At 54.0% G+C, this 19465-nt stretch carries 15 protein-coding genes; 3 read left to right on the forward strand and 12 right to left on the reverse strand.

The window, feature by feature from the left end; all coding sequences use genetic code 11:
• Window positions 1-119: 119 nt before the first annotated feature.
• The 5 genes from BM323_RS10735 to metG all read right to left on the reverse strand — a co-directional run bounded on the left by BM323_RS10735 (window position 120) and on the right by metG (window position 6271).
• A complete protein-coding gene (locus BM323_RS10735; protein WP_008104950.1) occupies window positions 120-1817 on the reverse strand; it encodes an NAD-dependent malic enzyme in 1698 nt (565 codons plus the stop codon).
• A 160-nt stretch (window positions 1818-1977) separates the two neighbouring features.
• Complete coding sequence (gene cdd / locus BM323_RS10740; protein WP_008104947.1) at window positions 1978-2874, reverse strand: cytidine deaminase; 897 nt, start codon at window positions 2872-2874, stop codon at window positions 1978-1980.
• Between the two features lie 124 nt (window positions 2875-2998).
• On the reverse strand, window positions 2999-3691 hold the full coding sequence (locus BM323_RS10745) for a CidB/LrgB family autolysis modulator (RefSeq protein ID WP_008104945.1): 693 nt from the start codon (window positions 3689-3691) through the stop codon (window positions 2999-3001).
• Window positions 3684-4067 carry a CidA/LrgA family protein gene (locus tag BM323_RS10750; protein WP_008104942.1) on the reverse strand — a complete coding sequence of 128 codons (384 nt, stop codon included), beginning with the start codon at window positions 4065-4067 and terminating at the stop codon, window positions 3684-3686. Before BM323_RS10750 ends, BM323_RS10745 begins: the two co-directional genes overlap by 8 nt.
• Before the next feature lie 170 nt (window positions 4068-4237).
• Complete coding sequence (gene metG / locus BM323_RS10755) at window positions 4238-6271, reverse strand: methionine--tRNA ligase (RefSeq protein ID WP_008104940.1); 2034 nt, start codon at window positions 6269-6271, stop codon at window positions 4238-4240.
• A 284-nt stretch (window positions 6272-6555) separates the two neighbouring features.
• On the opposite strand from metG, the gene apbC reads away from it, so the two are divergent.
• Window positions 6556-7668 carry an iron-sulfur cluster carrier protein ApbC gene (apbC, locus tag BM323_RS10765; RefSeq protein WP_008104937.1) on the forward strand — a complete coding sequence of 371 codons (1113 nt, stop codon included), beginning with the start codon at window positions 6556-6558 and terminating at the stop codon, window positions 7666-7668.
• Here the strand turns inward: apbC and BM323_RS10770 are convergent.
• A complete protein-coding gene (locus tag BM323_RS10770) occupies window positions 7665-8117 on the reverse strand; it encodes a GNAT family N-acetyltransferase (RefSeq protein WP_008104935.1) in 453 nt (150 codons plus the stop codon). The genes apbC and BM323_RS10770 overlap by 4 nt on opposite strands.
• A 328-nt stretch (window positions 8118-8445) precedes the next feature.
• Here BM323_RS10770 and ahpC point away from each other — a divergent pair, with 328 nt between their 5' ends.
• Window positions 8446-9009, forward strand: coding sequence for an alkyl hydroperoxide reductase subunit C (gene ahpC, locus BM323_RS10775; protein WP_007889514.1), 564 nt, complete (start codon window positions 8446-8448; stop codon window positions 9007-9009).
• Between the two features lie 67 nt (window positions 9010-9076).
• A complete protein-coding gene (gene ahpF / locus BM323_RS10780; RefSeq protein WP_008104932.1) occupies window positions 9077-10645 on the forward strand; it encodes an alkyl hydroperoxide reductase subunit F in 1569 nt (522 codons plus the stop codon).
• Window positions 10646-10717: 72 nt separating this feature from the next.
• Here the strand turns inward: ahpF and BM323_RS10785 are convergent, their stop codons facing one another.
• From BM323_RS10785 to BM323_RS10810, 6 genes are all read right to left on the reverse strand, one after another.
• Complete coding sequence (locus tag BM323_RS10785; RefSeq protein WP_071531650.1) at window positions 10718-10921, reverse strand: hypothetical protein; 204 nt, start codon at window positions 10919-10921, stop codon at window positions 10718-10720.
• 194 nt (window positions 10922-11115) lie between these two features.
• A complete protein-coding gene (locus tag BM323_RS10790; protein WP_008104929.1) occupies window positions 11116-12981 on the reverse strand; it encodes a GNAT family N-acetyltransferase in 1866 nt (621 codons plus the stop codon).
• Window positions 12978-14000 carry a UDP-glucose 4-epimerase GalE gene (gene galE / locus BM323_RS10795; RefSeq protein WP_008104927.1) on the reverse strand — a complete coding sequence of 341 codons (1023 nt, stop codon included), beginning with the start codon at window positions 13998-14000 and terminating at the stop codon, window positions 12978-12980. Before galE ends, BM323_RS10790 begins: the two co-directional genes overlap by 4 nt.
• A 56-nt stretch (window positions 14001-14056) precedes the next feature.
• On the reverse strand, window positions 14057-15181 hold the full coding sequence (locus BM323_RS10800; protein WP_008104925.1) for a sugar efflux transporter: 1125 nt from the start codon (window positions 15179-15181) through the stop codon (window positions 14057-14059).
• Between the two features lie 53 nt (window positions 15182-15234).
• Window positions 15235-17898, reverse strand: coding sequence for a beta-N-acetylhexosaminidase (locus BM323_RS10805; protein WP_008104923.1), 2664 nt, complete (start codon window positions 17896-17898; stop codon window positions 15235-15237).
• 51 nt (window positions 17899-17949) lie between these two features.
• On the reverse strand, window positions 17950-19347 hold the full coding sequence (locus BM323_RS10810) for a chitoporin ChiP (protein WP_008104921.1): 1398 nt from the start codon (window positions 19345-19347) through the stop codon (window positions 17950-17952).
• Window positions 19348-19465 lie beyond the last annotated feature (118 nt).

Below are 19465 nucleotides of genomic sequence, written 5' to 3' on the forward strand. Positions count from 1 at the left end.
GTTGGCAGAATTCAGAATGGATAAAGGCTACTTGAGGCGGGCGGGGGAAGCAAGTAAACGCCAGTTGGCTGACGTTTTTTTAAACGTTGCCGGATCTAAATGATCCGGCAACGAATTTATCAGATCGAAGTACGGCGATAGTTACGATACTGCGGCAGCCAGAAGTTGTTGCTGACGGCTTTCGACAACACATCTTCCGAGGTCACCACCGCCACGCCAGCCAGCTGAGCGGCTTTGCCCACTTCAATGGCAATCAGCTTAGATACGCCCTGAATATCTTTGATCTCCGGCAGAACCGGCCCTTCGCCGTCGTTGACCAGCGGCGAGCAGTCGGCCAGTGCGCGGCTGGCGGTCATCAGCATCGAATCCGTCACGCGACTTGCGCCCGCAGCGATGACACCCAAACCGATGCCAGGGAAGATATAGGAGTTGTTGCATTGGGCGATTGGATAGGTTTTCCCTTTCCAGGTGACCGGTGAGAATGGGCTGCCGGTGGCAACCAGCGCGGCACCGTCGGTCCAGGCGATGATGTCGGCTGGCGTCGCTTCCACGCGTGATGTCGGGTTCGACAGCGGCATAACGATTGGACGCTTGGTGTGCTTGTGCATCTCGCGGATGATCTCTTCGGTGAACAGGCCAGGTTGACCTGACACGCCGATCAGAATATCCGGCTTGGCGTTGCGCACCACGTCGAGCAGAGAAATTGAATCGCTATTGGTGTCCCAATCTTTCAGGCTGTCGCTCTTCTGCACCAGCTTGCTCTGGAAATTGAGCAGGTTCGGCAGCTTGTCGGTCAGCAGACCAAAGCGATCGACCATCATCACGCGGCCACGCGCTTCATCATCGCTCAAACCTTCCGACTTCATCTGCGCGATGATCTGCTCGGCGATACCGCAACCGGCAGAACCGGCACCGAGGAACACCACTTTCTGCTCGCACAGACGGCTGCCGGCAGCGCGGCTGGCGGCGATCAAAGTGCCGACGGTCACCGCAGCGGTGCCCTGAATATCGTCGTTGAAGCAGCAGATCTCATCGCGATAGCGCTCCAGCAGCGGCATGGCGTTTTTCTGCGCGAAGTCTTCGAACTGCAACAGCACGTTCGGCCAGCGACGGTTCACTGCCTGGATGAACTCGTTAACGAACTCTTCGTACTCTTCGCCAGTGATACGCGGATGACGCCAGCCCATGTAGAGCGGATCGTTCAGCAGCTGTTGGTTATTGGTGCCGACATCCAGCACTACCGGCAAGGTGTAAGCCGGACTGATGCCGCCACACGCGGTATACAGCGACAGCTTACCGATTGGGATGCCCATGCCGCCGATACCCAAATCGCCGAGGCCAAGAATACGTTCGCCATCAGTCACCACGATCACTTTTACATTCTGCTTAGTGGCGTTCTGCAGCATGTCTTCGATGCGGTCGCGGTTGTTGTAAGAGATGAACACGCCGCGCGCGCGACGGTAGATTTCAGAGAAGTGTTCACAGGCGGCGCCGACCGTTGGGGTGTAGATAATCGGCATCATCTCTTCCAGATGATTGTCGAGCAGGCGATAGAACAGAGTTTCGTTGGTATCCTGGATGTTACGCAGATAGACATGCTTGTCGTTGTTATTTTTGAAATCCAGGAACTGGCGCCAGGCACGTTCTGCCTGCTCTTCGATGGTTTCTACCGCTTCCGGTAGCAGGCCGTTGAGGTTAAATTCGTTACGTTCTTCGAGGGTGAAGGCGCTGCCTTTATTCAACAGCGGAAATTCCAGCAGGATCGGACCCGCATAAGGAATATACAGCGGGCGTTTACTTTCGTAGTCGAGTTCCATGCAGTGCTTGCTCCGGTTGCAGTGTTTTCTGACGTATCGCCGGGAAAAGGTAACGCCAGTCCATCTTGAAGTGAAGAGGTTCTGGCGCCCGATCCTATGAAAATTCCTGCAGATGTACAGCTTTTGTTAACAGAAGGTCACAAAAGCGGTAAAAGGATCACTAAACTGATGTTTTCGAAACTAAAGTAAGTGAGAAATCCTCACATCCTAACGCCGTAAGCGTAGCGCGTGTCGCATCCAGCTGACTCAGCGTGCTCTCCTGACATTCCGCCAAAACCGCTTGCTGAATAGTCTCCAGCGCCTCATTGCTCATGTTCATCAAAATCAGTGCGGCCTGCAGCGGCGGCAAGCTTGGGTTGAAGGCGGCGTTTTCCGCATAGCGGCCGGTAAAGACCTTGCCGCTCTGGCTGCGCAACGCCACGCCGCTGTAGCTTTTACTGTATGGCGCGTGACTGTGATTGGCGGCGGAAATGGCAGCCTGTTGCAATGCATCGCCTGCAAGCGCAAAACCATGGTCGATCGGCGTCAGCAAACGTTCTGTGATGTTGAGATCGGCTGGACCAAACGCATCCGGTAAATAGTCGCCCAGCGTGCTAACCGCGCGTCCCGGCAGGCTGATGCGAATTGCCGTGCCGCTGTTCAGCTCGTTCATAAACTGACGGCAATGTCCGCACGGCGTGTAGTTGACGGTAATCGCCGCCAGTTTCTCTTCACCGCACAGCCAGGCATGCGTAATGGCACTTTGTTCGGCGTGCACCGTCTGCTGCAGCGGCGTGTGCAGGAACTCCATGTTAGCGCCGAAGTACCAATGGCCGCTGACGCCGCGTGAGATCGCGCCGACATTAAAATTTGATACGGTTGCCACCGCGCAGCTCGCCGCCAGCGGCAGCAGTTCCAGCGCCAGCGCATCATCATCCAGACCGGTAAGCTGTTTCAGTTGCGCGACATCCTGCGGACGCAATACGCCATGGAAATCCGGCGCATCGAGCAGCGGCTGAATCGCAGCTTGCAGCGCAGCGGGCAGGGCAGAAAAAGCAGTAAGGAATCGTGAATGCATGATGTGATGGCCTCAGTTACGCGTTAGCGGCGATGCGCCGCCAGAGGATTTATATGTGATCCAAGTCGCTCTGACAATGCAAGCTGATTGGGTTGTTTCAACTTTGCGAGATCTCTCGCAAGTTTCAGCCCCACCAATGCATTAATAGCGGAAAAAGGAACGGTGCCAGTAACGAAGTGATGATGCCGCAAATCACCAAAGCCAGTGAGCTGAAGGCGCCTTCCTGATAATCGATCTCAGCGGCGCGTGCGGTGCCTAATGCGTGCGAAGCGTTACCAATTGCCAATCCGCGCGAAGATTTGTTTTTCACCTTAAACAGATTAAGCAGCATATGGCCAAACACCGCACCCAGTACACCAGCGATGAGCACGCAGATAGCGCTGATAGCGGGAATACCGTGCAGCGAAGCGGAGACCGCCATCGCAATCGGCGTGGTGACGGATTTCGGCATAATGGTGGCGGCGATTTCCGGCGTTGCGCCCATCCACAGCGCAATCGCGGTACCCGACACCATCGCCGTAATGCTGCCGATGAAACAGACGCTGATGATGGTTTTCCAGCGCGCACGAATCTGATGCATCTGCTCATACAGCGGTAACGCCAGCGCGACAACCGCCGGTTGCAGCAACTGATTGAGCAGGCTGCTGCCAGCAAAATAGCGCGTGTAAGGCAGATTGGTGAGCAGCAGAATCGGAATGACAATCGCCATCGCCACCAGCAATGGATTGACGATGGAGATATTGATTTTCGCCGCCAGTTTACGCGCCAGAAAATAGGCGATTACGGTCAGCGGCAGCGACCACCATGCGTCAATCATTCGGCTTCTCCTGCGGGCGCTGCAAACGCTCAGCGCTGAGACCCACAATCAGCAGCACCATAAAGGTACTGACAATGCACGACACCACAATCGGCCCGAACTGGGCGGTGAGGATATCGGTATAGCTCATCACGCCAACGCTAATTGGCACAAACAGCAGCGCCATATAGCGAATCAGTAAATGGCATCCAGGTTTTACCCACTCAACCGGCATGATTTGCAGCGCCAGCAACAGAAACAGCAGCAGCATGCCGATGATACTGCCGGGAATGGTTATCGGGAGCAGGGCAGAAATCCCTATTCCGGCGTAGAGCGCCGCATAGATGATGGCGAAGGCGCGCACATAGCGCCAACAAGCAGAGAGAACGGCAGGCATGTCAGGCTCCTGTTTTCGTAGCGCTTTATCATACGCATTAAGCGATTAGCGTGCTAGCGATCACAATACTGTCTGAGCTGGTCGCCATAAATGGCGGCCCTACGAAAAACGCGCCAATCCTTTGCAGGATCAACAGGTACAAAAAAGCCGCCCTGAGGCGGCTTGTTAGCTTACTTAACCGGCATGCCCGGCACTGCGCCGCTATCGACGGACAGCACAAACAGGTCTTTGCCGCCTGGACCCGCTGACAGCACCATGCCTTCTGAAATACCGAAGCGCATTTTACGCGGCGCGAGGTTAGCCACGATGATGGTCATTTTGCCGACCAGCACGGAAGGATCCGGATACGCCGCGCGAATGCCAGAGAAAATCTGACGCTTCTCGCCACCCAAATCCAGCTCCAGACGCAGCAGTTTGTCAGAACCGTCAACCAGCTCAGCTTTCTCGATCAGCGCCACGCGCATATCGACCTTGGCGAAATCATCGATGGTGATGGTGTCACCAATCGGCGCATCGGCCAGCGGGCCGGTTGCCGCAGGTTTGTTCGCCGCAGCTGCATCCTCTTTCGAGGCTTCAACCAGCGCGTCAACCTTGGTCATTTCGATACGGCCATACAGCGCTTTGAACGGTGCTACTTCATGATCCAGCAGCGGTTGGGCAATCGCATCCCAGCTCAGCTCGCTCTGCAGGAAGGCTTCGGTGCGTTCGGTCAGCGATGGCAACACTGGCTTCAGCCAAGTCATCAATACGCGGAACAGGTTGATGCCCATTGAGCAGATCGCTTGCAGGTCGGCATCGCGGCCTTCTTGCTTCGCCACCACCCAAGGTGCCTGCTCATCGACATAGCGGTTCGCCAGATCGGCCAGCGCCATGATTTCACGGATCGCGCGGTTATATTCGCGGCTGGCCCAGGCTTCGCCAATCTTCTCAGAGGCATCAACAAAGGTCTGATACAACGCCGGATCGGCCAGTTCGCTCGCCAGCTTGCCGCCAAAGCGTTTGGTCAGGAAGCCCGCATTACGCGACGCCAGGTTCACCACTTTGTTCACCACGTCTGCATTCACGCGCTGTACGAAATCTTCCAGATTCAGGTCAATGTCGTCGATGCGCGAAGAGAGCTTGGCCGCGTAGTAGTAACGCAGGCTGTCGGCATCCAGATGCTGCAACCAGGTGCTGGCTTTAATAAAGGTGCCGCGCGATTTGGACATCTTCGCGCCGTTCACCGTCACATAACCGTGTACGAACAGGTTGGTTGGCTTGCGGAAGTTGCTGCCTTCCAGCATCGCCGGCCAGAACAGGCTGTGGAAATAGACGATGTCTTTACCGATGAAGTGATACAGCTCGGTGGTGGAATCTTTCTTCCAGAACTCGTCGAAATCGAGATCGCCGCGCTTGTCGCACAAGTTTTTGAACGAACCCATGTAACCGATTGGCGCATCCAGCCAGACGTAAAAATATTTGCCCGGCGCGCCAGGAATTTCGAAGCCGAAGTAAGGTGCGTCGCGGGAGATATCCCACTGCTGCAAGCCAGACTCAAACCACTCCTGCATCTTGTTCGCCACCTGCTCTTGTAGCGCGCCAGAACGCGTCCACGCCTGCAGCATCGCGCTGAAAGAGGGCAGATCAAAGAAGAAGTGCTCGGAATCACGCAGCACCGGCGTCGCGCCTGAAACCACAGATTTCGGGTCGATCAGCTCGGTTGGGCTGTAGGTCGCGCTGCACACTTCGCAGTTATCGCCATACTGATCCGGTGACTTACATTTCGGGCAGGTGCCTTTCACGAAACGGTCCGGCAGGAACATGCCTTTCTCAGGGTCGTACAGTTGCGAAATGGTGCGGTTCTTAATGAAGCCGTTCTCTTTCAGACGACCATAAATCAGCTCGGACAGCTGACGGTTTTCGTCGCCGTGCGTCGAGTGATAGTTGTCGTAGCTGATGTTGAAGCCGGCGAAATCGGTTTCGTGCTCCTGCTTCATCTCCGCGATCATCTGCTCCGGCGCGATGCCCAGCTGCTGCGCTTTCAGCATAATCGGCGTGCCGTGGGCGTCATCTGCACAGATGAAGTGAACCTGGTTGCCACGCATTCGCTGGTAACGGACCCAAATGTCAGCCTGAATGTGTTCAAGCATGTGACCGAGATGGATTGAACCGTTTGCGTACGGCAGCGCGCACGTTACCAGAATTTTTTTAGTGACTATAGTCATGATTGCGTAGCGTTCCATTGATGAAAAAGCGGGTTTCCCCGTCATACTTCGCGTTGCAGGCGCGTTGTCTTCTCTCGCTCACCCAAATCACTTACTTGAGTAAGCTCATTGGGATTCTCTCGTTTGCCGCCTTCCTGCAACACGAATTATTTAGGGGAATGATGGTAACCGAAGCACCCTCTGCCGTAAACACAGCTGCACATCCCCATCACTTTTAGCGCCTATCTGATACTATTGAACAGACACCGCCGCAATCTGGCGTGAAGAATAAACAAGGAGAGGGGATGACTTCACAATCCCAGCAACATCATTCACCTGAAGCGCTGCGAGCATTGGTTATCGGCGTGCTGAGTGACTTTGAACATCCGACGCTGCAACACAACCTGACCACGCTGAAAGCGCTGCGCCACGTCGCGCTGCTGGATGACAAGCTGCATATCGAACTGGTGATGCCGTTCGCGTGGGCCAGCGCCTTTGAAGAGCTGAAAGCGCAAACCAGCGCCGAACTGTTGCGTCTGACCGATGCCAGCGCCATTGACTGGCGGCTGCGCCACGACATCGCCACGCTGAAGCGGGTGAAAAATCATCCGGGCGCGACCGGTGTGAAGAACATCATCGCCGTCAGTTCAGGCAAAGGTGGCGTGGGTAAATCCAGCACCGCCGTGAACATGGCGCTGGCGCTGATTGCCGAAGGGGCGCGCGTGGGGATTCTGGATGCGGATATTTATGGTCCGTCGATTCCTAACATGCTCGGCACCGAAAATCAGCGTCCAACCTCGCCGGATGGCACGCATATGGCACCGATCATGGCGCACGGCCTGGCGACCAATTCGATCGGTTATCTGGTCACTGACGACAATGCGATGGTGTGGCGCGGGCCGATGGCCAGCAAAGCCCTGATGCAGCTGCTCAACGAAACCATGTGGCCGGATCTGGATTATCTGATCCTCGATATGCCGCCAGGTACCGGCGATATTCAGCTGACGCTGGCGCAGAACGTGCCGGTGACCGGCGCGTTAGTGGTTACCACGCCGCAGGACATTGCCTTGATTGATGCACGTAAAGGCATGGTGATGTTCGAGAAAGTCAGCGTGCCGGTATTGGGCGTGGTTGAGAACATGAGCATGCACATCTGCAGCCAATGCGGACATCACGAGCCGATTTTCGGCACCGGCGGCGCGCAGAAGCTGGTGGAGGATTACAACACGCGTTTGCTGGCTCAACTGCCGCTGCACATTACGTTGCGTGAAGATCTGGATGATGGTGAACCTACTGTGGTGCGCCGTCCGGAGAGTGATTTCACCGCGCTCTACCGCCAGCTGGCGGGGCGCGTGGCGGCGCAGCTCTATTGGCAGGGGGAAATCATCCCTGGCGATATCGCCTTCCGCGCCATTTAACGTCGCCCATTTCCGCTGGCACGTCTTGCCAGCGGAAAATGCATCAGCACATATTTTCCCTGCTCGCTCTCGCCAATCGCTTCACGCCGCCAGCCGTGTTTGAGATAAAAATCCAGCGCCGCCTGATTCTGTTGCAAACATTTCAATGCGCCAGTCGAGCTAAATCGCGACTGCACTTTTTCTAACAGCGCGCTACCCACGCCTTGTCCCTGTGCGTTTGGATCGACGTACAGACTATGCAGGAAGTTGTCATTATCCAGCACCGCCGCAAACCCCACGCGATGCCCGTCCAGTTCGGCGACCAGCACGGTTTCGCCCAAAATTACCGCATCAAAATCTTCTAACTGCCAATCATCGCCATCCAGCCACGTCCAGTTATGGCGTCGCGCGGCAAGATACAGCGTGCGCAGAAAAGGCCGATCGGCTTCATCAAAAAAACGGATTTGCACGCAAAAGCTCCATTTGGGGGGGTAATCTGTGACGTTGCCAGGTGCGCATAAATGCGCACCCCACTAAACCCATACCCGCTAAATCGTAGGGTCGCCATTCATGGCGACCGCCTAATGTCTATTACCCAACGTAAAAGTAGCAGTTTCATCGCAAAAAGATAAAGCCTGTCAGAACCGCGCCATTTTTGTGTAGAATGCCCGCGCGAGCCGCATGAAAGCTGGCGTCGGCGCTTTGATAGCTTTTGGTTATCTAATTGATAACGTCTGCATATTAGAAGTTGGCCCGAAAATTCTGTAGCCTGCATCACATCTTTTAACGGAGGTCACCATGTCCATCATTAATACCAAGATCAAACCATTTAAAAACGCAGCGTTCAAAAACGGCGAATTCATCGAAGTCACCGAGAAAGACGTTGAAGGTAAATGGAGTGTTTTCTTCTTCTACCCGGCTGACTTCACCTTCGTATGCCCAACCGAACTGGGTGACGTTGCAGACCATCACGAAGAGTTCCAGAAACTGGGTGTAGATATCTACTCTGTTTCTACTGACACGCACTTTACCCACAAAGCCTGGCACGGTTCTTCAGACACCATCGCGAAAATCAAATACGCGATGATCGGTGACCCAACTGGCGCGCTGACCCGTAACTTCGAAATCATGCGCGAAGACGAAGGTCTGGCAGATCGCGGTACCTTCATCGTTGACCCGGAAGGCATCATCCAGGCGATCGAAATCACTGCAGAAGGCATTGGCCGTGACGCATCTGACCTGATCCGCAAAGTGAAAGCAGCACAGTACGTTGCTTCTCACCCAGGCGAAGTTTGCCCGGCAAAATGGAAAGAAGGCGAAGCAACTCTGGCTCCATCACTGGACCTGGTTGGCAAAATCTAAGTTAGCTGCCATTCGATCTTTCTCTATCGGGTGCTACGGCACCCGATTTTCATGACAGGAACTCACTATGCTCGACACCAATTTAAAAACCCAACTCAAGGCTTACCTTGAGAAACTAACGAAACCGGTTGAGTTGATTGCCACATTGGATGATGGCGCCAAATCCGCAGAGATCCGTTCTCTGTTGGCCGATATCGCGGGCTTGTCAGACAAAGTCAGCTTCCGTGAAGAGAACGATCGTCCGGTTCGTAAACCCTCTTTCCTGATCACTAACCCAGGCAGCCACAGCGGTCCGCGCTTTGCCGGTTCGCCGATGGGCCACGAATTTACTTCACTGGTTTTAGCTTTGCTGCAAACCGGTGGACACCCTTCGAAAGAAGCGCAGAGCCTGCTGGATCAGGTTGTGGCTTTGGAAGGCGACTTCCACTTCGAAACTTATTATTCACTGTCGTGCCACAACTGTCCTGACGTGGTACAGGCGCTGAACCTGATGGCAGTACTGAACCCGCGCATCAGCCATACCGCAATTGACGGCGGCATGTTCCAGAACGAAATCACCGAACGCAACGTGATGGGCGTGCCGGCGGTGTTCCTCAACGGTAAAGAGTTCGGTCAGGGTCGTCTGAGCCTGGCGGAAATCGTCGGTAAAGTGGACACCAACGCAGAGAAGCGTGCGGCAGAAGAGCTGAACAAACGTGATGCCTACGAAGTGCTAATCGTCGGCAGCGGCCCGGCGGGCGCGGCTGCGGCCATCTACTCTGCACGTAAAGGCATCCGTACTGGCCTGATGGGCGAGCGTTTCGGTGGTCAGGTGCTGGACACCGTAGACATCGAAAACTACATCTCCGTACCGAAAACCGAAGGCGCGAAGCTGGCCGGTTCTCTACGTGCTCACGTGGATGATTACGACGTCGATGTGATTGACACCCAGAGCGCCATCAAGCTGATACCAGCGGCGAAAGAGGGCGGTCTGCACGCGATTGAAACCGCATCTGGCGCGGTACTGAAATCCCGCAGCATCATCATTGCTACCGGCGCACGCTGGCGCAACATGGGCGTACCGGGCGAAGAGCAGTATCGCACCAAGGGCGTAACCTATTGCCCGCACTGCGACGGCCCGCTGTTTAAAGGCAAACGCACCGCAGTGATCGGCGGCGGTAACTCAGGCGTGGAAGCGGCTATTGATTTGGCCGGCATTGTTGAGCACGTAACGCTGCTGGAATTCGCCAGCGAAATGCGCGCCGACAAAGTGCTGCAGGACAAACTGCGCAGCCTGAAAAACGTCGATGTGATTTTGAACGCACAGACCACCGAAGTGAAAGGCGATGGCAGCAAAGTCACCAGCCTGACTTACATCGACCGTAACAACCAGACCAGCCACGAAATCGCGCTGAGCGGCATCTTCGTGCAGATTGGTTTGCTGCCGAACACCACCTTCCTCGAAGGTGCGGTAGAGCGCAACAAAATGGGCGAAATCATCATTGATGCCAAGTGCGAAACCAGCCTGAAAGGCGTATTCGCCGCAGGCGACTGCACTACGGTGCCGTACAAGCAGATCATCATCGCCAGCGGTGAAGGCGCGAAAGCCTCACTCAGCGCCTTTGATTATCTGATTCGCACCAAACCGGCTGAATAAGTTTTGCGATAGCCACGCAATAGCCCCGCAACCTGTGTTGCGGGGCTTTTTTTATTTCAAAACAGACAATAATTACCCTATCCAGCGAATGGCTTGCGCATCGCTAATATCGCGGTAATAGATTTTATGCAGCCGTTCGCCGCAGCCTTTACATTGAGCTTCAACATGGGTTGAGAAATAGGCTCGTCCGGTGGGGGAAGTAGCGCCTTTACGGGAAATACGGATGTTGTGCCATTTGTGTGCATGCGGAATAAAGCTGAAGAATTTTAATTTCATTATCGCTACCGGAATGGAGTGGGCGGTATTTATCTTCAAATCCGGAGCGCAATTAGGCCGTTTTTAAATTGGTTTTATTTTGATTTGTATCAATCTGTATTACGCTATCGCATAATTAGCTCATATTGAACCGTTTGGTTTAATAAGTGGCGGGCGATAAGCTAATAGCACGCCACGATAATTGACTTAACGCGTTACAGCGAAAATGCCATAAACAGCAATTGATCGTTAAAACGCGTCATTTCATTTGTCATGGTTCCAATGACTTCAAAGCCCTTTTTGCGATAAATCATAGATGCAGGACTTGATTGCCACACACACAACGTGATGCGGCGCAATTTTTGCTGCTTAGCCTGCTCAATCATGCGTGACAGAACTTGATTGAAGTAGCCTTTCCCCTGTTCCTCGGGCAAGAAGGCTACGCTGCAGACGAAGTAATCATCTGGCTGGCCGTAGTGATTAACAAAGTCGTCGTAAGCCTCATCAAGAGGACGTACCTCTTTACGATAGCCGTATTCAACTTTGATCTGATCATATTCCTTAATCGATGCCGCATTGAGGAATCCAATCATTTTTCCCTGCGAGTTATAAATCATTGAGATCTGCTGCAGGAACGGCTGAATATTTTGTCGCAGCTGTAAGGTAGTTAAGTCGGTGGCATAAATATTATCGACTGAGCAGTATTCCAGATAGCTGGTGCTGAAGATTAACTGCGCCATGCGGCGTTGTTCACGCTGGTCAGAAATAGTGCCCGGTTTAAAGATAAGTGGTAAGGATGTTGCCCGATAAACTGGCTGCCAGAAAGCACCGTCATTTATCTTCTTATCAGTTAGCGCAACCAGGTAATCGCTAAATAACCCGTTTACTTTATCAAGTTGAGGATCCTGACACAGCACGCCGTAATAGTGGTAATAGGGGATTTCAGCGCGCAGTTGCGGCGCATAGGCAATCTGTAAAATTTCCTGCTCGGCAAATAAAGGTACCAGTTCACCCAGCTGCAGTGGATCGCTGAGTTGCCAGCTTCGTTGCGAAAGTTGATTCACAGTTTGTTGATAATGCTGCTGTTCATCGATATTTAACGCGCAACGTTCACCACTTAAAATATCCTCCTGTAAGCGCATCCCTTTAATGCCGCATACGCGCGGAGTTGGCGCATCAAATCCGTATACGGCAAAACAGCTAAAGTCTTGATGACTCAGCTGCGTGATCTGTAATTGTTCGCACCATAACTGATAAAACGGTTCGAAGATGGCGCGTTCACTGTCGGGCGTTTTAGCTGCAATCGGTTGAGGCCAGCCACGATAAACCTCACTGAGCCGCCGCTGTAACTCCTGCAATACCGGATTGTTTTGATGGCTGATGATCATGCCAGTTTCATCAGTGAACAAATTTAGCCAGCTGATGTGCTGCTGTTCGCCAGGAAAATCGGGCAGCTCCGGCTGACACAGAAACAGCGTGGCGGGTTGAGCGGGGATCGTATCGGCATCCAGGTAAACGCCGCCGCACTCGGTAAGAATGGCCAAACGGAAGAAGTCAGAGAGCGTGGCGTAATAGCGTTTGTCGTGCAGTTGCTGTAAGACGTCGGCCAGCGCGCAGTCAATAGAGTGCATCAGTGCGCTCAGGCTGTTCACCTGCACCAGCGCATCAGGCAGAAACAGCGTGCCCAGTTGTAATGCGCTATCTCGCGGCTGAGCGACAAAATGGCTATCAGCCGCCAGCTGTTGCGCATCCCAAACCCACAGCGTTTGCTGAAAATCACTGCGGCTGGCTTCAATCGCACGTTGCCACTGGGCGATGGTGCGGTTGACGTTGAGCGGCGTAGATCCGCCGAGCCAGACGCGATGCAGCCTGCACTCGGTTCCCGTCAGCCGACTGGTGGGCACTGCGAACATCGAAGAGAAATCGGCTACTGCCACATCCTGTGGCTGATGCTGTTGTCGCCACTGCTTAAACTGGCTGAACACTTCTTGCCAATCGACTGAAGCAGGCGCGGTGAAGGCTTTTTTCAGCGCGGCGAGCTGACGTTCATAGAGCGGTAAAAACGTTTCGCGCGTCATCATAAGGTTTCGCTCCCAATGTAGCCCTGCGGATTCTGCGTGTGCCAGCGCCATGCATCGCGCAGCATCGCTTCGAGACCGCGCGTTGCCTGCCAGCCAAGCTCTTTTTTCGCCTGTCCGGGATCGGATAAGCAGATAGCGACATCGCCGGGACGGCGTGCGCGCATATCGACCGGGACACGTTTACCGCTCACCTGTTCAAACATCTGCACGATTTCCAGCACCGAGTAGCCTTGTCCGGTGCCCAGATTGTAATGACGATAGCCTGGTTTGAGATGATTCAGCGCCTGGATGTGGCCCTCGGCGAGATCCATCACATGAATGTAATCGCGCACGCCGGTGCCATCCGGTGTTGCATAGTCATCTCCAAATACCGGCAGATTGCCTCTTTGTCCATTGGCAACCTGAAACAGATAGGACAGCAAATTGTTGGGAATACCTTCAGGGTGCTCACCAATCTGGCCGGAGGGATGCGCCCCGGCGGGATTAAAATAACGCAGTGCGGTAATGGCTAAGTCAGGTTGTGCATCAACCACTTCACCCATTATTTTCTCAACCATATATTTGGAAGCGCCATAAGGATTGGTGGTATTACCGGTATCGCAGTTTTCGCACAGTGGAATTTTTTCCGGGATGCCATAAACCGTGGCAGATGAACTAAATATAAGTTTATTAACCTGATGCTGTTTCATGATTTCCAGCAACATCAGCGTTCCCGCAATATTATTCTGATAATATTTCACCGGCTTTTGCAGCGATTCATTCACCGATTTCAAACCCGCCATATGAATCACGGCATCGATCGGCTGCTGATTAAAAACCTGATTTAAATCGGCACGGCGGCGAATATCGCCCTGATGAAAAGTGATTTTCTTTCCGCTCAATGCTTCAACGCGCGTTAAGGCTATTGGCGAGCTATTGCACAAATTATCCAGCACAATCACATGATGATTTTGCTGCAGCAGGCTAAGGGCAATGTGCGAACCAATATAGCCCGCGCCACCCGTAATTAAGACATTCATTAGCGTACACTCCATGTGTTTTGATGCGCGCAGCGATGCGCGACGAATGAGGTTTTTTAAACATTGTCGACCTTTGTTATCAGTAGTAATGACATCACTAACAGCACACAGGCCGCTGGCCAGATGGCTAGCGGTGAGACTGCGGTGAGAATTCCCTGTAATACGCCAGCAATCAGCACGCCGATGGACATCGAATTGGTATACAGCGTGGCCGCCATACCTTGACGATGTTGCAGCAAGTCCTGAAACCAGAACAACCCAACGGTAGCGATGATGGCGATAAAAACGGCATTGAAAAATTGCAGCATCATCAATGGAATAAACCCATTGCTGAAGAAAATACCGGCATAGAAAATGATGCCGCATAGCATGGCGGCCTGCATTTGCGATTGCTTGCCCCAGCGCTTGAGCATTCTGGCGCTGAGCAGCATGATCGGGATTTCCAGCGCTGCGGCGAGTCCAAACATCACGCCGGTCCATTCAGCGGAAAGTGTGGGCTGCTGCGCCAGATGCAGAGGAAAGCCAATCAGATAGAGTGAGCTGCAGCTCCAGACCAGCAAGGTGGCGAGCATCAGCAACGTCAGGTTTTGTCCCAGCGGCTGCTGATCATCTGGCTGTGCAGGCTTAGCGACAACCGTTTGATCGCCCGGCGGCAAGGAAAGCGCCAGAAGCGTCACGCTGAGTAATAATCCGGACATGATGGAATAAAGCCAGGCGAAGCCGGCCAACTGAATGATCCAGAATGCCAGAGGCGGGCCAAATACCCACGCCAGCGAAAATTGGGCGCGTAAGATCGCGCTGAACGTGTTGTCGCTGCGGGTTTGCCGCGCAAGCGCGAACAACTGTGGCACCGCCGCGCTGCCGCAGGCGCTAAGTAGCGAGCCGAGCGTTATCAGTAATAGATAATGACGGCAGAAGATAAACAGCAGTGAATTAAGCGCGAGCGAGAATAAACAAAACAGTAACAGTGGCCGGCGCTGCTTTATACGATCGGAATAACGAGCAATGAGCAAACTGATTGCAATACTGCTAAGCGCATTAATACTGTAAAAGGCACCGATCTTCCAGGCTGCCACATTAAGTTCGTTAGCCAGAAATAAGCTGAGTGTTGGAATGAACAGGGCACCGCTTAAACCGGCGCCCAGCGCAACAATATAGAATGAAAACGTTGAGTGTTTCATCGACATCCTTGTCAGTTTCCGCCCCTTGCACTCCAGCGAGGGGCGAATCAGGTTTAAAGTGCTTCTGCGCGGCTGAAACGTTTGCCATCCGGACTCACGCTACGCACCCAGACTTTATCGGCGGCGGTGATGGCCGGTTTGGCATGTGGCAGATAACGTTGCCAGTTTTTCCCGTTATCCACGCTGTACTCCAGCGGCAGTCCTGGCAGCGCAATGTTCATGGTCAGCGTGCCATTCTCCACGCGCGCGCCCGGTACCGGCAGGCGATAGTGAATACCGGCTTTATCCAACTTGCCCAATTCACGCTGGCCTAACAGGTTGGCGAAACGCTGCCAGTCCTGATTGCGCTGTTGCTGGTTAACGAAGTGGGTTTCGCCGCCTTTAAAGGTGCGGCCCTGTTGATAATCCAGCTCCCACTCCGCGCGATGCCAGCCGCGTTCGGCCACTGATAGCAGGCGAGGGAACACCATGTAATCCATCTGCTGATCGGTACGCGTGGTTTCGCTCCACAGCTGTACTGAAATGCCGTATGCGCCTGACCACGGCTTATTCGAGGTGGCAACAAAGGTTTTGCCATCGCGATCCACCGAGGTTTCAGCGTTCTGCGGAAGGTTGTCTGGTGCGAAGCCAAACATCTTGCGCTCATCGCTGAAGCGCGTTCCCCAGTAATAACCGCGCTCGTTAGGATTCACTTCATACGGGAAGTCCATGTAGACGTAATCCGGATTGGAGATCACCACTTCGTAATCTTTCAGCGTCCAGTCGTTGGAAGTGTCAAAGCCGCCCCAATAGAGCGTGTCCCAGAAGTTAACGCGTACGCGCGAGGTGGCGAAGGCATGAGCGTCAGCTGCATCTTTCAGCCCATCCTGCCAGGCCTGCATCACCGGGATGCCGTGGGCTTTCACCATTTTGCTCACTTCCAGCGCGAAGTGGCTCGGTAAATGCTCCAGATCTTCAACCTTGCCGGACTTCACTACCGCCTGGCAGACCTGAGATTTTGCCCAAGGTTTGTCTTCTTTGCTTTGGTCTAAAATGCCCGTTCCCGCTTTCGGGTTCTTAACATCGCTGTAGCCGCTACCGAGGCGAATGTTTTTCGCTTCATCACCGCCAAAGTGCCAGGTGGTCAACGGTTGGCCCGCTTCACGGTGCATCGCCTGCACTTCACCAATCACTTTATCGACAAAGCGCTTTGAGGAATCGAGGCAAGGATTGAGATAGCTGGTGCGGTCGTACAACTGCACGGAACGGGTATTCGAGGTATCGGTTGGATCCACCAGACGATATTCACTGGCCTGCTGCGGTTTACCCGCTTTCATGTACTGCTGATAACGCGCTTCCATCGAGATCACCGCAGCGCGTGCGTGCGCGGGCATATCGATTTCCGGAATGACTTCAATGTTGCGCGCCTGCGCGTATTTGACGATCTCAATATAATCGGCGCGGCTGAAATGCCCGGTTCCGTTGTTATCCGTGAACGGACCAGAACCCAATTGCGGCAGCAGACATTGCTGCTCGGTGAGATCGTGACAGCGCTTGCTGCCCACGTCGGTCAACTCAGGCAGACCGGGAATTTCAATGCGCCAGGCTTCATCATCGGTCAGGTGGAAGTGGAATTTATTCATCTTCCATGCCGCCATTTGATCGAGCATGCGCAGCACCGCTTGCTTGCTGTGGAAGTTACGCGCCACATCGAGGAAGGCGCCGCGATAGGCAAAGCGCGGGGCATCTTTGGCTTCAAGCGTGGCGATAATCGGTTTGCCCTCAGCGGGTACCAGCGAGAGTAACGACATCAAGCCGTAATAGACGCCCGCCTGGTCGTAACCAATGATATCGGTGCCGCGTGGCGTGATGCGCAGTTCATAAGCACCAGAAACCGCATCTGCGCCACGGAAATGATTAACGGCGATACGAGTATGAACGGCATAACCCGCTGACTGCTGTTTGAGTCCCATCAAATCGAAGCGCTGCTTAACCGCATCGGCTTGATTGTTCGCCAATACATCCAGGTGCAAAGTGACGCCACGGCTCAGATCGACATCGGCAGCATGAACTTTCACCATGCGCGGCGTTGGGGTGATTTGTCCGCGCAACACGCTAGCAGGCAGTTGCGCCACATCGGCATTCTTGGTGAAGCGACTTTGCGGCAGCATCAGCACGTTTTTATCGTCGGCGATGCGCTTCCATTGGTCGCCAAACGGCTTAACGAAGTCGCTGAGGTTTTCGGTATCGGTGCTGGTGATTATTTTTGGCGAGGCATTGGCGGCGGTAACGTACCAGCGCGGCATCACGTCAGTGATAAACAGCTGCCAGTATTCGTTGACGATCGGGATTTCAATCGACTCGCCAGCCGCGATACCTTTGAATTTTTCCGTCGGTTCCAGTCGGGTAAGATCGCCGACGATGTGCGTCATTTTGAACTGATCGTTATCGACCCGCAGCGTTTCGTGCACGTTGCTCATGTAGATCGCCCAGTTTTTGCTGGTGAGCGCCGGGCCGTTGTTGGTCAGCGTAATGGTGGCGGTATTGCAGGATGCCCAATCGGCACCGAGTTTCGCGCAGTTCACGCCGTGATCGGCAGCCTGATTGTCAGTGACCTGATACTGCACGCCGAACTGGCTGATTTGGTCAACGACCTGCTGATTGCTGCGCGGGGATGAACTGCAGGCGGCAAGGCCCATCACGCTCAGCGCCAGTAAACTGATTTTTAACTTTTTCATGCTGTTATCCTTTTCCACAGATGTAAGTCTCTGGCTCCTGCCAGATCGGGGTCAAAACAGGGTGAATGGCGCGACGACCATAAATTTGATGTCTTTTTCGTCCTGGAAGATGTTGCCGTAACCGCCGCTGTAGCTGGGAAGATCGCTGTGATTGTCGTAGCGGGTGTAATGCAGTTTGAATTGCGTGTCTTTGGCGCGGCCTTGCTGGATGGTGTAAACCAGGTCCATGCTCCATGCCGACTCTTTCAGGCGCTGGTTCTGGTCATAAATGGGATTGGTGGAAGGCTTCGCGTCCCAGCCATAGGCGTACGAAGTGCCGACCTGCCAGCCGGGTAATTGCCAGTGCCCAAGATCGACCATCACACCAGCGAATAAAGCTTTTTCACCGTTGGCGTTCCAGTCAGAGCGCGAATCCCACCACACATCCATGCGGCCATTCGAGCTGGCATAGGACGGCGTCATACGCTGCAGGAAGAAGCCCTGATTACCTTCGGCTTTTACCCATGTGCCTTCAAGGCGGAAATCGAACGCGCCCAGCGTGTAGCCGAACGTCAGCGCCTGCAGCCAAGCGAGGCCATCGTAAACATCGTTGACCTGGCCCACGCCGCTGTTGTCACGATCTTTCGCGCCGTAAAACTGATAGCTGGTGCGCAGTGGTGCATCGGCCAGCGGCAGCTGATAAGAGGCTTTGGCAAAATACTGATCCATGTAATTCGCCGCTTGGCCATATGCGCCTTCCAGCACCAGCGAATTTTTGAAATCGTATTTGGCACCAAAGGATTGCAGCCACGGAATCTCGGTTAGGCCATCGGCTTTGCGGAAGTTGTACATGTCGCGATACCACGGCGCTTTGTATTCGTCAGTCCACATCCAGGAGACGGAAAGGGCGCCCGCATCGCTGAAATCGAAGAGGGTTCCCGCTTCAACGCCGCGATAGGTGCCGGGCAGGAAACTCCAGTGCGGTGCCAGCAGCGTCTGTCCGCTGGGTTGCAGATAGCCGGCGCGCAGCCAGTTATCCTGCCATTTTGCCTTGATCGCCGCTTTATAAAGACTTAAGCCGCTCTTATCACCGCTCCAGTCCTCATCCCAGCGCGTACGGGCGTTGCTGAAACCAATTTCATTCGGTGCTGCCGGGCCGCCATTGCTTAACTCCAACGCGCCAAACGCTGCCAGGTCGAGGCCAATCACATCGCCCGCATAACCGGAAGAGAAGTCGAGATTGGCGTTAGCAGAGGCGTGATGCAGATTGGCATCATACTGACCGTACGAGCCTTTTTGCGGATCCATCTCTTTGCGATCGCGCTGACGTTGCCAGTAAAACAGGTTGCCAGTGAGCGATGAGTCTTCGACAAAACCCGTGGCGTGGGCGGAGGGAACAGGGACAAAAGTACCGGCGAATAGGGCAGAGATAAGGGCCGCAGAGAGCGGCGCGCGTGGAATCCGACGCATAGCTAATCCTCCGTGATGCTTCCATGAACAATTAATAAATCCGTACTGTTTCGTCATGAAACAAGTTGTGGGGGATGCTATTTTTCGCGACGCGAATTATCAATGGAATTTATTACAA

It is taken from the genome of Pantoea sp. YR525, from assembly GCF_900116775.1.
In the GTDB taxonomy this organism is placed as follows: Bacteria; Pseudomonadota; Gammaproteobacteria; order Enterobacterales; family Enterobacteriaceae; genus Pantoea; species Pantoea symbiotica.

Excerpts from the sequence above, each read along its gene's own strand:
- BM323_RS10750 (WP_008104942.1), bottom strand. The coding sequence starts at position 4,067 with ATGCCTGCCGTTCTCTCTGCTTGTTGGCGCTATGTGCGCGCCTTCGCC.
- BM323_RS10735 (WP_008104950.1), bottom strand. The coding sequence starts at position 1,817 with ATGGAACTCGACTACGAAAGTAAACGCCCGCTGTATATTCCTTATGCG.
- BM323_RS10745 (WP_008104945.1), bottom strand. The coding sequence starts at position 3,691 with ATGATTGACGCATGGTGGTCGCTGCCGCTGACCGTAATCGCCTATTTT.
- BM323_RS10805 (WP_008104923.1), bottom strand. The coding sequence starts at position 17,898 with ATGAAAAAGTTAAAAATCAGTTTACTGGCGCTGAGCGTGATGGGCCTT.
- cdd (WP_008104947.1), bottom strand. The coding sequence starts at position 2,874 with ATGCATTCACGATTCCTTACTGCTTTTTCTGCCCTGCCCGCTGCGCTG.
- BM323_RS10810 (WP_008104921.1), bottom strand. The coding sequence starts at position 19,347 with ATGCGTCGGATTCCACGCGCGCCGCTCTCTGCGGCCCTTATCTCTGCC.
- ahpF (WP_008104932.1), top strand. The coding sequence starts at position 9,077 with ATGCTCGACACCAATTTAAAAACCCAACTCAAGGCTTACCTTGAGAAA.
- ahpC (WP_007889514.1), top strand. The coding sequence starts at position 8,446 with ATGTCCATCATTAATACCAAGATCAAACCATTTAAAAACGCAGCGTTC.
- BM323_RS10785 (WP_071531650.1), bottom strand. The coding sequence starts at position 10,921 with ATGAAATTAAAATTCTTCAGCTTTATTCCGCATGCACACAAATGGCAC.
- metG (WP_008104940.1), bottom strand. The coding sequence starts at position 6,271 with ATGACTATAGTCACTAAAAAAATTCTGGTAACGTGCGCGCTGCCGTAC.
- BM323_RS10790 (WP_008104929.1), bottom strand. The coding sequence starts at position 12,981 with ATGATGACGCGCGAAACGTTTTTACCGCTCTATGAACGTCAGCTCGCC.
- galE (WP_008104927.1), bottom strand. The coding sequence starts at position 14,000 with ATGAATGTCTTAATTACGGGTGGCGCGGGCTATATTGGTTCGCACATT.
- BM323_RS10800 (WP_008104925.1), bottom strand. The coding sequence starts at position 15,181 with ATGAAACACTCAACGTTTTCATTCTATATTGTTGCGCTGGGCGCCGGT.
- apbC (WP_008104937.1), top strand. The coding sequence starts at position 6,556 with ATGACTTCACAATCCCAGCAACATCATTCACCTGAAGCGCTGCGAGCA.